Origin of the sequence: Acinetobacter sp. ANC 3882, from assembly GCF_022549545.1 — a bacterium.
Lineage (GTDB): Bacteria > Pseudomonadota > Gammaproteobacteria > Pseudomonadales > Moraxellaceae > Acinetobacter.
The window spans coordinates 955,757-969,895 of record NZ_JAKZGB010000001.1 but is presented as its reverse complement, the minus strand read 5'-3'; the positions used below and the strand labels follow the sequence as shown (position 1 = coordinate 969,895).

Annotated in this window: 14 protein-coding genes; 1 reads left to right on the top strand and 13 read right to left on the bottom strand. The window is 42.9% G+C overall.

Annotation, left to right across the window (positions count from 1 at the left end; translation table 11 throughout):
- Nucleotides 1-55: 55 nt before the first annotated feature.
- The 9 genes from MMO42_RS04785 to MMO42_RS04745 form a co-directional block, all read right to left on the bottom strand.
- On the bottom strand, nt 56-340 hold the full coding sequence (locus MMO42_RS04785) for a gamma-butyrobetaine hydroxylase-like domain-containing protein (protein WP_241319509.1): 285 nt from the start codon (nt 338-340) through the stop codon (nt 56-58).
- Entirely contained in the window at nt 330-1,322 is a 993-nt protein-coding gene (locus MMO42_RS04780; protein WP_241319508.1) for a HEAT repeat domain-containing protein, read from the bottom strand. Before MMO42_RS04780 ends, MMO42_RS04785 begins: the two co-directional genes overlap by 11 nt.
- Nucleotides 1,323-1,334: 12 nt before the next feature.
- Entirely contained in the window at nt 1,335-2,156 is an 822-nt protein-coding gene (locus MMO42_RS04775) for an ABC transporter ATP-binding protein (protein WP_241319507.1), read from the bottom strand.
- Between the two features lies 1 nt (nt 2,157).
- Nucleotides 2,158-3,000 (bottom strand): ABC transporter permease, encoded by an 843-nt coding sequence (locus MMO42_RS04770; protein ID WP_241319506.1) that lies wholly within the window; start codon nt 2,998-3,000, stop codon nt 2,158-2,160.
- Nucleotides 3,001-3,153: 153 nt separating this feature from the next.
- Complete coding sequence (locus tag MMO42_RS04765) at nt 3,154-4,563, bottom strand: ABC transporter substrate-binding protein (protein WP_241319505.1); 1,410 nt, start codon at nt 4,561-4,563, stop codon at nt 3,154-3,156.
- A 10-nt stretch (nt 4,564-4,573) separates the two neighbouring features.
- The gene (locus MMO42_RS04760) at nt 4,574-4,819 is read right to left on the bottom strand and encodes a ferredoxin family protein (RefSeq protein ID WP_005292685.1); all 246 of its coding nucleotides are present in this window, start codon (nt 4,817-4,819) and stop codon (nt 4,574-4,576) included.
- 10 nt (nt 4,820-4,829) lie between these two features.
- Nucleotides 4,830-6,569 carry a fumarate reductase/succinate dehydrogenase flavoprotein subunit gene (locus MMO42_RS04755; RefSeq protein WP_241319504.1) on the bottom strand — a complete coding sequence of 580 codons (1,740 nt, stop codon included), beginning with the start codon at nt 6,567-6,569 and terminating at the stop codon, nt 4,830-4,832.
- 44 nt (nt 6,570-6,613) lie between these two features.
- Nucleotides 6,614-7,369, bottom strand: a complete 756-nt coding sequence (locus MMO42_RS04750; RefSeq protein ID WP_241319503.1) for a GntR family transcriptional regulator — start codon at nt 7,367-7,369, stop codon at nt 6,614-6,616.
- A 254-nt stretch (nt 7,370-7,623) separates the two neighbouring features.
- The gene (locus MMO42_RS04745) at nt 7,624-8,568 is read right to left on the bottom strand and encodes a LysR family transcriptional regulator (protein WP_241319502.1); all 945 of its coding nucleotides are present in this window, start codon (nt 8,566-8,568) and stop codon (nt 7,624-7,626) included.
- A gap of 94 nt (nt 8,569-8,662) precedes the next feature.
- On the opposite strand from MMO42_RS04745, the gene MMO42_RS04740 reads away from it, so the two are divergent.
- A complete protein-coding gene (locus tag MMO42_RS04740) occupies nt 8,663-9,304 on the top strand; it encodes a LysE family transporter (RefSeq protein ID WP_241319501.1) in 642 nt (213 codons plus the stop codon).
- Between the two features lie 45 nt (nt 9,305-9,349).
- On the opposite strand, the gene MMO42_RS04735 is transcribed toward MMO42_RS04740, so the two are convergent.
- The 4 genes from MMO42_RS04735 to MMO42_RS04720 all read right to left on the bottom strand — a co-directional run bounded on the left by MMO42_RS04735 (nt 9,350) and on the right by MMO42_RS04720 (nt 13,956).
- Nucleotides 9,350-11,302 carry a family 2A encapsulin nanocompartment cargo protein cysteine desulfurase gene (locus MMO42_RS04735; RefSeq protein ID WP_241319500.1) on the bottom strand — a complete coding sequence of 651 codons (1,953 nt, stop codon included), beginning with the start codon at nt 11,300-11,302 and terminating at the stop codon, nt 9,350-9,352.
- On the bottom strand, nt 11,277-12,209 hold the full coding sequence (locus tag MMO42_RS04730) for a family 2A encapsulin nanocompartment shell protein (RefSeq protein ID WP_005151670.1): 933 nt from the start codon (nt 12,207-12,209) through the stop codon (nt 11,277-11,279). The genes MMO42_RS04735 and MMO42_RS04730 overlap by 26 nt, the downstream gene beginning before the upstream one ends.
- A 236-nt stretch (nt 12,210-12,445) precedes the next feature.
- Complete coding sequence (gene epsC / locus MMO42_RS04725; protein ID WP_241319499.1) at nt 12,446-13,384, bottom strand: serine O-acetyltransferase EpsC; 939 nt, start codon at nt 13,382-13,384, stop codon at nt 12,446-12,448.
- Between the two features lie 62 nt (nt 13,385-13,446).
- The gene (locus MMO42_RS04720; protein ID WP_241319498.1) at nt 13,447-13,956 is read right to left on the bottom strand and encodes a rhodanese-like domain-containing protein; all 510 of its coding nucleotides are present in this window, start codon (nt 13,954-13,956) and stop codon (nt 13,447-13,449) included.
- Nucleotides 13,957-14,139 lie beyond the last annotated feature (183 nt).

Sequence of the window (14,139 nt, the reverse complement as noted above, 5' to 3'; positions counted from 1 at the left end):
TCAAAATGATGAAAGCATGCGATGTATAGATCGATTTCATCATTTTGAAAGTTTTTTAACCATGTAATTCTTTTAAAAAAGCCCAAGGGAAAATCCCTTTATCATGTCCATCATCAAAACAAATTTGAATCCCATAACCTTGGGAATAGATGGCTGAGATTGCAACATGATCTGGATAATGAACCTCTTGTTGTCGTAGACGTTTAGCTCGACAAAAACCGCAAGGACAGCTAGCTCTGAGGTGAGCATGGCTAAAGTCCTTTTGTGTACCGTCATCCCACATCAGAAACAGGCGTTGTTGCTCGGTATCAACTTTGAGCTGATTGGGTTCAAGCGGCATAGCGTTTCTCCTGAATCAACGCCAGTCCAATACGAATCGATTTACGGACTTCTGGATCAGGGTCTTCCGCATGCTGTAATAAAATATTTTGAGCTGATTCCCCACCAATTTCACCTAAGGCAATGGCAACTTCTTTGCGTAAGTTGCTGATGTCATGCTGGAAATTTTCTTGGAGTTTTACAATTGCTGCTTTGGATTTGAGTAAACCTAAACTGCGAGTAACCGCAATTCGAACTTGCCAATAAGCGTCATCCAGTTGCTGCAAAAGAGGCTGTTCTAGTTCAACGGCTTTTAATTTACCGATGGTCAAGGCGGCTTCGACACGAAGTTGCCATGCCTCGGCTGTGAGAGAACTGTGTAAGGCAGATAAAATTTCGGGTGTTATAGCTTGGCTAGCCGCTAAAGCACCTGTCGCGATACGACGAATTTCTGTATCAACATCATGCTGTGCGATCTGTGCCAGTGTTGCCAAGCCTTCCTGTTTCTGCAACCAACTTAGGGTGCTCACAGCTTCTTTACGTACGAGGGGATTGGCATGTTGAACATGCTTAAGGATGGCACCAAATAATGGTTCAGCGCGCAACTCTTTAAGTGCTCTTAAGATGGAGGCAATCACAAAGTCATCGTGATGTTGCAAGTAGCTTGCCAGATGATCAGCAGATTCAGTATGTTTAATCTCACTAAGACTTTGTGCTGCAGCGATACGCACATTTTCATGTTGATCATCTAAAGCTTGAGCCAATGTATGTAAAGAAGTTGCATCCTCCCAACCTTCTAAACGAGTGGCAGCTCGCTCGCGTACTTTGCTTGCGGGATCATGTAAAACGGCGTGCTGCAACCAAGGCAATAATTCTGTTTGTTCTTCATCGGCAATATTCATAATTGCGACAAAGCGGATATTTTCGTCGTCCTGATTCAGTTGACGGAGATAATCAGCATAATCCTCATCAATCTCCGCAAGGATTGGGTAATTTAGACTCATATTTTATTATTCCTAAACAGCGACTTTCTGATTTAAACCGAGTGGATTCAATCGACTCAGTTCAGCTTGGGTGGCTTGTTTTAATACTTGAATGCAATGTTTTTTAATTTGGGTAAATTCAGTCGAGGTGACCAGATCGACATGTCTTGGGCGAGGGAAATCCAGTTTGATTTCTTCAATAATACGTCCTGGGCGATGGCTCATGATCAAGACCCGATCTGCCAGAAATAAAGCTTCATCAATATCGTGGGTAATGAATAGCACTGAAGTTTGAATGCTTTGCCAGATTTCAAGCAGCAGTTCCTGCATCTTTAAACGGGTTTGGGCATCCAGTGCACCAAAAGGCTCATCCATCAGCAATACACGAGGTTGATTGATCAGCACGCGTGCAATTTCAACCCGTTGTTGCATTCCACCTGACAATTCAGCGGGATATTTATGTTCAAAACCTTTTAAGCCGACCAGCTCAATCATTTGCTGGGCTTGAACTAAGCGTTGTGCTTTAGAGATACCTTTCATTTTTAAGCCAAAGCAAACATTCTCTAGCACACTTTTCCATGGAAATAGGGTGTGTTGCTGAAATACTAAACCACGATCAGATGAGGGTTTCTCAATGGCTTTTTGATCCAGCAACATGGTGCCTGAGCTAATTGGCAAATGGCCTGCCAGTGCGCCAAGCAGTGTTGATTTGCCACAACCAGAAGGCCCGAGCAAACAGACAAATTCACCTGCTTGAATATCAAAAGAGACATGATCTAAGGCCTGAAAACGTTGTTTGTCTTGCCCAAGGTGCAGATTGATATTGTGTAAATGGATATGACCGAACTGACTCATATTATGCCTTCCTTAACTGATACCAAGGGGTAAGTTTTTTACCGAGATAGCGCAGAAAAGCACTGCTGAACATGCCTAATGCCCCGATCAATAACATGCCTACAATAATGTCGGCATAGTTTTGCAAGGTGAAGGATTCCCATGTGAAATAGCCAATCCCTAACTGACCAGAGATCATTTCAGCCGTTACCAGACAGAACCAGCAAGTCCCCATGCCAATGGCTAAACCAGTGGTAATACTCGGTAAAGAACCTGGAATAATCACTTCGCGTAAAATAGCAAATTGGCCTGCACCTAGACTTTTTGCAGATGCAATCAGACGTTGGTCAACAGCCTCAACACCGTGAATGGTATTGAGCAAGATTGGAAATAGTGCGCCTAAAAAAGTAATGAAAATCATCGATGCTTCTGAGGAGGGGAACATCAAAATGGCTAAGGGAATCCATGCCACCGCAGGAATCGGACGCAAGATTTCTAGGGGGGGCATAAACAGAGCTGCCAGCGTTTTGGAATAACCAATCAATAATCCTAAAACAACGCCGATCACTGATGCGAGTAAAAAACCAATCAGAACGCGAGTAATACTGGCTTTGACATGGGCAAGTGCGGTATCAAGTTCAGCAAAAGCGAGCAACGATTGAATAACATCTCGTGGCGAAGGTACATTGGCGAAGTTGATCAGTCCTAAATTTAAATGGTACTGCGAGGCCAATTGCCAGAACATAAGACTGAGTAGCAGTGATATCACACTTAATAAATACGAAATCACACGACTTTTTGAAAATATAAACACAGGGCGGATTGCCTTGGGGGAGATGACTTGGGTGTCCGCTAAACTATTCATATTGTTTTCTCCTGAATTTCTTAAAATTAACCTCTCCCTAACCCTCTCCTAAAGAAGAGGGAACGCCGCGAAATAATGAAGTCTTTAAATTCGTGGCCTTGCGAAGATTCGCTTCTCACCCTTTGAAAAGGTGGTTTTAGGGGGGTTATCAGATTACTTCACCAGCTTTTGTGCATTATTAAAGTCATAGACTTTGCCACCATTTGCTTTGGCCCAATTGTTGGCATCTCCACGCAGTAAGAATGCATTGATCTGACCGTTTTTATCGGTGGCATACCAAGCTAGATTCGCGAGTAATTTGATTTTTAAATTATGGTCTTGGTTGTACACCACGCGGATATTTTTACCGTTTTTCTTTAATTTATTTAAATCTGCAAAGGCCGTTTCAGGTGTGGCATAACTACGTACCTTGGCTTCACCTTTCACCCAAATCTGTGTAACCCGATCAAAACTCTGAATTGGTTTTTGAGTCAGGGCATCTTTGGCAATAAGAGGAGACTGAGCATAGTTTTTTAGTTGTTGTGCATAATTCAGTCCTGCACTTTGGAACGCTTTTTTGATGTATTGATCGTCAATGAATTGATTTACATTGATATCAACATCATCTCGTCCCAAATATTTCAAAGTATCGACCGCAGTTTGCGTGGCTTGTTTATATTCAGGTTTCCACGTCAGGTCACGGGTTTGTACGCCGAGTGGTCCATGGAATAAATACACGACTTCGGCAGGAATCCCTGTTTTGGCTGCAATCAGTTCACTATATTTTTCAGGTTCTTTACGAATCAGTTGATCGGCTTCAATCATCGCGCGTAAATAGGCCTGAATAATTTCAGGATATTGTTGTGCATAGGATTTATTGGCTAAAGAACCATGGAAGGTTGGGGTTTTAGCCTGCGCACCGTCATAGATTTTTCGGGCAAAACCTTGGTAAGGAAATAATTCTGCAAAAGGGACGAAGTCAGCATGCGCATCAATTTTATTACTTTTCAGCGCTGGGCCTGCCACTTCAGGGGCTTGGGCAATAATTTTGACATCCTTTTTCGGGTCCCAACCTTGTGCTGCAATCGCCCGTAGTAATAGACCATGTGCAGTTGAAGCAAAAGGTACAGAAATGGTTTTACCTTTTAAATCTTGGATAGAGTTAACCTCAGAATCCAGCGGAACCACAATGCCGTTACCACTGCCAGTGGTACTGCCAGAGAGCACACTCAGGAAAATACTTTCTTTGCCTGTCTTTTTAAACGCGACATTGTTATTGACTGCTGGGAAGTCTGCCATGGCGCCAATATCTAAACGACCAGCCACCATTTCACTGGTCAATGGTGCGCCAGAAGTAAAGTTTTTCCAGACAATATCGTATTTAGCATCTTTATATTTGCCTGTTTTGGGTAAATATTTAGGTAATAAATTTAATTCGCGAATCAGTAAGCCACCTGTGGCACAGTTGATGGTCGTGTCTTGAGTACCAATCGCAATACGAATATTTTCTGCCTGCGCTGTGCTAAATACCGACAGTAAGCTACCGCCCAGAATTAGGCTTTTGGCCAAGTTGTTGAATCTCATGTTGTTCCCCTCATTTAAGTAAATATGGAATGTTGACCTGAATGGCATCGGTCGGGCAGTCCTTCTCGCATGGCATGCAATACCAGCATTCATCAAACTGCATATAGGCTTTGTTGCTGGTCGGATGAATCGCCAATAAGTCCATTGGACAAACATCGACACAGACGGTACAGCCTTTGTCCGCAATACATTTGTCTTCATCCACCAACACGGGTGCAGCAGTGCGGTGGGAAATTTCTTTAAAAATAAACGCCATGTGATGTTCCTTATTCGACTGCTTCAGCGACTAATTTCTTTTGAATTCGCAATAAGTTGTAAGCATTGGCTTCATCTTCCTCGATTGGAATGAAATAAGGCTCAACCGCTTTTTTAAAGCTAACCATATTGCCGTGCTGATCTTTTTTCAGATGGGCATGACAAAACCAGTCCCGATCATTTTTTTCTGGACAATCCGCGCGATAGTGATACAGGCCCCAACGACTTTCTTCACGAAATAGCGAAGCACGTGCCGCCATTTCAGCACAGTCCCGAATCACAGCGACTTCAGCAACGCGCATCAATTCATGTGGATGGCTGGCATTGATCTGCTCAATATCAGTTTTAATTTCTTCGAAGCGCTTTAGCGCTATTTCAATTTTTTGTCGGGTTTTCGGGGGCTGTAAATAGTCGTTGACCATACGGCGTAATTTGTATTCCACTTGTTCCGATGACAATCCTTCTGGACGTTGTAAGGGCGCAAAAATACGGGCTTTTTCGGCCTCTATTTCATAAGCATTCAGTTCTGAGTCGGCCTGTTCTACAACATATTCAGCGGAATTGACCCCAGCAAACCAGCCATAGGTAAAGGCACCCAGCATATAGTTATGTGGAACGGCTGCCATATCACCTGCGCTATATAAACCCTTGACGGAGGTTTCTGCTTTTTCATTGACCCAGACCCCGGATGCACTGTGCCCACTACAGAAGCCAATTTCTGAAATCTGCATTTCCACCATATCTTGGCGGTAATCTGTGCCACGTCCTTCATGGAAACGCCCACGACTTGGACGTTCATTGGTATGTAGAATCTCTTCAATGGTTTGAATGGTTTCTTCCGCCAAATGATCCATTTTCAGGAACACTGGGCCATTGCCACTTTGCAGTTCCTGATAAAATTCCCACATCATTTGGCCTGACCAGTAGTCACACTCAATAAAGCGTTCACCTTTGCTGTTGGCGGTATAACCACCCAAAGGACCTGTCACATAAGCACAGGCAGGGCCGTTATAATCTTTAATCAGTGGATTGATCTGGAAACATTCCAGATTTGAAAGCTCAGCACCTGCGTGGTAAGCCATGGCATAGCCATCACCCGCATTGGTTGGGTTTTCATACGTTCCCATGAGATAGCCAGATGCAGGCAAGCCCAGACGTCCAGCGGCCCCACAACATAAAATCGCAGCCTTGGTTTTGATCACATAGAAGTCACCATTGCGACAGTCAAAACCCAGTACGCCGTTGATGGCACCTTCTGCATTTTTCAGCAGACGAGTGGTGACGATGCGGTTATTAATTTTGACCTGAGCACGTTTCAGTTGGCGATACAGAACTTTTTTAATGTCATGACCTTCAGGCATTGGCAGCACATAAGCACCCATGTGATGGACCTTTTTGACCGCATATTCACCCGTTTCATCCTTTTCAAATTTTACTCCCCATTGATCCAGCTGTTGAATGGTGGTGAAACTATGTTTGGCATAGGCATAGACCGTGGCTTGGTTAACAATGCCATCATTGGCAATGGTAATTTCCTTGGTATATTGCTCAGGCGTGGCATAGCCTGGAATCACGGCATTATTCAGACCATCCATGCCCATTGAAATTGCGCCGCTGCGTTTCACATTGGCTTTTTCAATCAATAAAACTCTCAGGTTGGGGTTGGCTGTTTTGGCTTTGATGGCTGCCATTGGGCCAGCCGTCCCCCCACCGATGACGACAATGTCATAGTCCAGTGTAATCGTATTCATGTTGTGCCTTTTCGAGTGAGTCTTAACTCACAAAGTAATGGTCGTTAGGTATTTCGCTTTCGATCTACTCTTAAACGGTATTGGAAGGTCTCTCCTGAAAAATAGAGATATTCGAAATCGATTGGATGTCCTGCATGATCATGAGTTAGTCGCTCTACTCTTAACAGTGGCGCATTGATATCGACTTGCAAAAGCTCACTGAGTTCTTCATCAGCTAGCGTGGCATCAATGTTTAAATCGGCATGTCCCAAGGCAATCGATAAATCCTCTTCAATCGCTAAAAATACATCGCGAGTTGATAGGTTGATCTGTTGTTGCAAAGCAGTTCCAATCGCTTCGGGTAAATAGGTCAGTTCAAATGAAACCGGTTTACGATTGAGTAAGCGAATCCGTTTAATCTCCACCACAGTGCTATTGATTGAAAGTTTTAATTTCGATGCAATTTGCGGTGTAGCTGGAATAAAGCGAAACTCTTTTACAACGTTAAATACCTCATGTCCCATATTGGTCATAGCTTCTGCAAAGCCTTGTAATTGTGAAATATTTTGAAAGGTTTTCGGTGCGCTAACGAAAGTGCCTTTGCCTTGAATTTTGTAAACCAAGTGTTCGAGCTGAAGTTGATTGAGTGCCTGACGAATGGTGATGCGACTGACATTAAATAATTCACTCAATTCTTTTTCAGACGGCAGTTGCTGATGAATATGATAGGTTCCATCAACGATCTGCTGTAGCAGGGCCTGATAGACTTGATCATACAACGGGCGTTCGCCGTTCACTTTATTCACAATGGGTTGGTTCATTGAACTTAAACTTGTTATAACAACTTGGTTGTTAGATTAGCGATTATGCAAAATGAAGAAAAATAACTTATGCTGAAAAAAATATCTGTTTTTGTGCATTACCTTCTGCGTAGGATGAAAAATAAAGATGCTTTTTATTGTTTTATCTATCTATATTTTTTAAGAGTAAATCATTAAAAATAAATAATTTAGAATTTTATAAATCATCCTATTGTTTGCTATTGTCGCTAGATTTATAAATGAAAGTGATCGTTTTAGCTTGGGTTATTTTGCTGAAACAGGACCGGTTCTGCGGCTAATTTTTCAGCCAGATATTGAATGAACACACTGAGTTTTGGTGGAACATGTCGTGTTGGCGGGTAGAGTAACCATGCGCCACCGCTGTAGTAGGTTTTAAAATGCCAATCAGGTAAGACCTGAACCAGTGTGCCTTGTTCTAAAGCATGTCGAGCCACGAAGTAAGGCAAACTGGCAATGCCTAAATGTTGTAAGGCTGCACTCAGACGCACGCCTGTATGATTCGCAGCATAACGACCGCGGACAGCAACAGTAATGGATTTCTGTTCTTGCTGGAATTTCCATTTAGAATCATTCGGTTGTTCGCCCAAATAGATACATTGATGCTGTTTTAAGTCGTGTGGATGCTGTGGTATGCCATTTTTCTGCAAATATTCAGGCGTGGCACAAATCAAATGATCAATCTCAATCAGTTTACGTCCCATCAATCCACCTGGCGGTTGTTCGGTAATGCGAATCGCTAGATCTACACCATCATCGATCAAGTCGATGTAACGGTCTTCCAATAGTAGCTGAATATCAATTTTGGGATACAAGGCCAAAAATTCAGGTAAGTGCGGATGCAGCATAAAATGCCCAACGGCCTTTGGCACACTGATTCGGATAATGCCTTGCGGTTCAATATGAAATTGTCCTGAACTTTCCATTACTGCTTGTGCTGCATTGACCAGATCCACGCAGCGCTCATAGACCTGTTGACCACTTTCACTTAAGCGTAGTTTACGGGTGGTGCGATGCAGCAAACGTGTGCCTAGAGCACGTTCTAAACGGGCAATGGCACGACTGACTGCAGAAGGGGTTGAGCCGAGCTGACGTGCAGTTTCAGAAAAACTTTCCGTTTCGACAACTTTGACAAAAGTTGCCATTTCATTTAACAGAACCAGACTTTGATTTGTGCTCATGAGGCAAAAGTTATTTGGATTTTGATTGGATTATCGCGCTTTGAAAATCGCAATACAATCTTTTTCCTGTAGTCATGATGTGGAGATAAATGAAATGTGGCAGTTGTATGGACATGAGTTTCTAGCCTTGGCATTGATCCATTTTATGGCAGTCATTTTACCGGGACCTGATTTTATTATTACCGTAAGACAGAGTGTTCGCTATGGCTATTTGATTGGCTGTATCACCGCGATCGGTATTGGCGTTGGCATCTCTGTGCATGTGTTTTATACCTTGGTGGGTGTTGGGGTATTGATTCAGCAAAGTGTCTGGTTAATGTCGTTACTACGCGTTGCAGGTGCAGCTTATTTGATTTACTTGGGCTGGCAATGTTTGCGCAGTCAGCCAAATACCAATCTGGATATTTTGGCAGGTGAGGTGATGGGCAAACCGAGTTTAATCCAAGCCTTTAATATGGGTTTTTTAACCAATGCGCTGAACCCCAAAGCGACAATCTTCTTTCTGGCGATTTTTACTACTATTGTTAGTCCTACTACACCGTTAAAGGTTCAAATTGGTTATGGGCTTTGGATGTGTCTAGTCAATGCCTTGTGGTTTATCTTGGTCAGTATCATGTTTGCTCAACCGATTGTACGGAAACGATTCTTAGAGTTTGGTGTGTATTTTGAACGCGTGATGGGAATTATTTTGAGTGCAGTTGCATTACGCTTGATTTGGAGTGTTGCATTTTCCTGAATAGAAAAAAGACTGCGCTGAGGCAGTCTTTTTATTAACGTAGATTTAACTACTTCGCTTATTTCTTGAAAGTTGATGTAAGACGGATACCAACAAATCAATTTCTTCTGTAGTGTTATAAAACGCCAAAGATGGACGTACAGTCTGTTCTACACCAAAACGACGTAGGATCGGTTGAGCGCAATGATGTCCCGAACGTACTGCAATGCCATGTTGATTGAGTGCTTTACCCACTTGTTCAGTGGAATAACCTTCAAGGGTAAAGGACATCACACTGGCCTTGTTTCGGGCTGTACCAATGGGTCTTAAGCCTGAAACCGTACTCAATGCATGCTGACCATACTCTAGTAAGTCATGTTCATAACGGGCAATATTATGAATGCCAAGGCGTTCAACATATTCTAAAGCAGCACCTAAACCCACCGCATCAGCAATATTACCTGTCCCTGCCTCAAACTTATTTGGGGCAGGTTGGTAAATGACTTGTTCAAAGGTCACATCTTGGATCATATTGCCGCCGCCTTCCCAAACGGGCATGGTCTCCAGAATTTCAGGTTTGGCATAAACTGCACCAATGCCTGTCGGTCCAAATACTTTATGCCCCGAGAACACAAAGAAATCAGCATCAATCGCTTGGACATCAGTTGGCATATGCGAAACAGATTGAGCACCATCGACCAAGACGCGGACACCTTTGGCATGGGCAATTTTGATCACTTCTGCCACAGGTGTGACCGTACCAAGAGCATTGGACACTTGGGTAATCGAAATCAGTTTGGTACGCTCATTAATCAGTTTTGGCAGTTCTTCCAAAATGATTTGCCCTGTATCATCCACAGGAATGACACGCAGTTTGGCACCGACTTTTTTGGTCAACTGGAACCACGGTACGATATTGGCGTGATGTTCAAGATGCGAAACAATAATCTCATCACCCTCACCAATATTCTGTTCACCCCATGTCTTGGCAATCAGGTTGATGCCTTCGGTGGTGCCACGAACAAAAATAATTTCTTTTGATGATTTTGCCCCAATAAAACGTGCCACCACATTACGAGCGTGTTCATAAGCATCGGTTGCTCGTGCTGCCAGTTCATGTGCAGCACGATGAATATTGGAATTTTCGTGCTGATAAAAATAGGCAATACGATCAATCACGCTTTGTGGTTTCTGTGTCGTTGCAGCATTGTCAAACCAGACCAAAGGACGACCATTGACGCGTTCTTGCAGAATGGGGAAGTCACGACGGATCGCTTGAATATCCAAGGGCTGAGCGGCATTGGCAACAAACTGTGGCTGTGAAGGTTGATAATTGCCGTAACCCGCATTGTGTTGCGGCAGATCCAAAAAATAAAAACCTGAAGAGGCATTATTTTTTGCTTGAGTTGAAGCTTGAGAATCTTGCTGCAACAAACTTTTTAATGCATCACCATGAGGCAATTGAAATGATTGTGCTGTGGCAAAATTGGCAGCATCAAATTCAGAACTTGACGAACTCGGTGCTGTAAAATCATTTAAAAAATAAAAGGGTGAAGCATCGTTTGTTGAAGGACGAGATGGTTCAACTAAAGGTATATTCGGCGCACTATGAACCGCTTGTGGAAAATTAGGTTCAATCGGTGGACGTGGTAAATTGGCACCCCCCACGACTGGCGCAGAAGCGATTGCACGACGTTCAGGATAGTCAGGATAGTTTGGAATATGCTCAGGATATTCAGGGTTTAAACTTTTTTCATAAGCAATATTGGGCGCACGACCACTGAGTGCCGCCAGAGGTTCAGCGGGCTGTGGTTGATGAGGTGGCGTACCGACATTGGGCAAGTCCAAATTCAAACCAGAAGAATGACCACTGCCAGAATTTGGCAAGGCTGCAAAAAATTCAGAGGCAATCCGTGAAAGTGTTGCTTCATCTGGGAAGTTGGACGGTGGGCTAACACCGACCACTTCAGAACCCGTTGGACTACCGTGTAAATTACTTGTAGTTAACTGGGTAGTCATGATACTTGTCCACCTCCACATCTTCGAGCACAGCCAATGCATCCTCGGTCAATACCGCCAATGAGCAGTACAGTGAGATCAGGTAAGACGCAATTGCATTGCGGTTGATGCCCATGAAGCGTACGGAAAGACCAGGAGATTGCTCACCAGCCAAGCCCGGCTGGAATAAGCCAACCACACCTTGGCGTTTTTCACCCACACGCAATAACAAAATTTTGGTTTTACCATCTTCCACAGGAATCTTATTCGACGGAATCAGTGGAACACCGCGCCATGTGATGAACTGTGAACCGAATAAACTTACGGTTGGTGGTGGAACACCACGACGGGTACATTCACGACCGAAAGCAGCAATGGCATCTGGATGTGCAAGGAAGAAACCTGGTTCTTTCCAGACTTTACGGAGTAAATCGTCAAAGTCATCGGGTGTTGGTGGACCATTCAACGTAGAAATCCGTTGGTCATCTGCCACGCTTGCCAATAAACCATATTCAGGGTTATTGATCAGCTCACTTTCTTGACGCTCTTTAATGGTTTCAATGGTTAAGCGTAATTGTTCTTTAATTTGATCATGCGGGCTGCTGTAGAGATCGGCAACACGGGTATGGATATCTAAAACAGTTGAAACACCATTTAAGAAATATTCACGTGGTTGCGCATCATAATCCACAAAAGTTTGTGGCAAAGTCGCTTCATCACGTTGTGTGCACGCGACTTGGATATCGTCGGTATTGCTGACACGGTTAACGCGATAAATACCTGCTTCAACAGGAATCCATTGCAATAAATGCGTGAGCCAACGAGGGGTAATGGTCGAAAGTTGTGGAACGGTCTTGGTGGCATTTGCAAGCTGTCTAGCTGCATGATCCCCAAGCGCAAGTTGGACTTTATCTGTGGTTTTTGCCATGAATAAATTTTCCTGTTGTCTTTGGCTTTGTTAATAAAATTGGTTTTATTGCAATTAATGTTGAATTATTTATTTAGCTAGACTAGAGACTATTTAGTATTTTTAAAAATATTATTATGAGATAAATAATCGTGAATTATTTGCTTATTACTCATAAGAATATATTTATAAAAAATAAATATAAGTATTGAATATACGTTTATTTATTCTAAAAACTATTTAAATACTTCATTCATTTAAACTTTACTATTATGTAATGACTCACTGGGTGACTGTAAAATCTGGCTGCCTGCTGCAACACTATGGGTGAGCCATACATTACCGCCAATAATTGAGCCTTCGCCAATGGTGATACAACCTAGAATTGTCGCACCTGCATAAATCACCACATGGTCTTCAACAATCGGGTGACGGGCATAATCTTTTTTCAAGGCGCCATCTTCATTCAGTTCGAAGCGTTTCGCACCGAGGGTAACAGCCTGATAAATACGCACATATTCACCGATCACCGAGGTCTCACCAATCACCACACCTGTACCATGATCGATAAAGAAACCTTTACCAATTTGCGCACCTGGATGGATATCAATTCCTGTCGCGGAATGCGCCAATTCAGAAATAATCCGTGAGAGCAGCGGAACACTGTGATAGAGCTGATGTGCTACTCGATGATGGATGATTGCCAAAATCCCTGGATAGCAGAGCAGCACTTCGTCGACACTATGTGCGGCTGGATCACCTTCATAAGCAGCACAGACATCTGCATCCAACAAGCGACGGATATCAGGCAAAGTATTGGCAAAGTCTTGTACGATGGTTTGGGCCAAGGCAACTTGTTGTTCGTAGAGCAGACGATCATTGCTGGAAACAGGGATTTGTTTGACTCGACTTTTGGCTTCATAATTTAAAGCCAATTTTACCTGTGAAAATAATTCATTGAGTACACGGTCAAGGGTATAAGCAATATAGTAATCTTCTGTTTCTTGACGCAGATCACTGGGGCCAAGTCGCATCGGAAACAGAATTCCGCACAGGTCATCTAAAATTGATTTGAGTGCTTCTTTGGAAGGGAGTTCGCGTCCACCAAATTCTTTGATGCGATGTTGACGCTCTCTCCATTCGTGCCGCGCTTGTTGCAAGCCTTCAACGACAGGCTGTATTTTCCATTGGCTCACGTGAATTCCTTGCAAATCGAGGTATTGAATAAATCGTAAATTAACTGATTAAAAAAGCAGCGCTAATCTTGTAACCAAGGTAACTGATGTGTGCGCCAGCCATTGTTTTGATTACGCTGCTGCAGTTCATTTAAATCACCTTCAAAACCTTCCAGCACATTATAGACTTGTGCAAAACCTGCACTAAACGCTGCTGTTGCTGCTAAAGCAGAACGTTTACCGCTACGGCATAACAATAAAATGGGCTTATCTTTGCCGACTTTGCTATCCAGTTCTTTTAAAAAGCGTGGGTTACGGTTAAAGGATGTACCAGTTGCCCATGCAACATGAATACTTTCAGGCACATAGCCGACAAACTTACGTTCTTCATTGGTACGTACATCGACGAGAACCGCATGACCTTGTTCAACCAAATACCAAGCTTCGGTCGGTGGTACACTGCCCGTGAAATCAAGTTCATTTTCTTCAGCATATTGCTGGGCACGTTGCAAGATTTCTTGTGGATTGGTAGATAAACCGTGAATCGTAGATGTCGATTCTGCTATGTCAGTAGAATCAAATTGAGCATTCATTTTTATAACCTTTTCATACATCAGCGGGATGATGTTTTTATCTTAGGACTGTTTTTATATTCAGGAAAATAAGCAAAATTTATTTATATATCTATTTTTGATAAATAATAGCTTTTTATTAACTTATTCGGAATATAGTTTGAAACTGTGTTTTAAAATGAATGTGCTTATTGAATTTAAAGA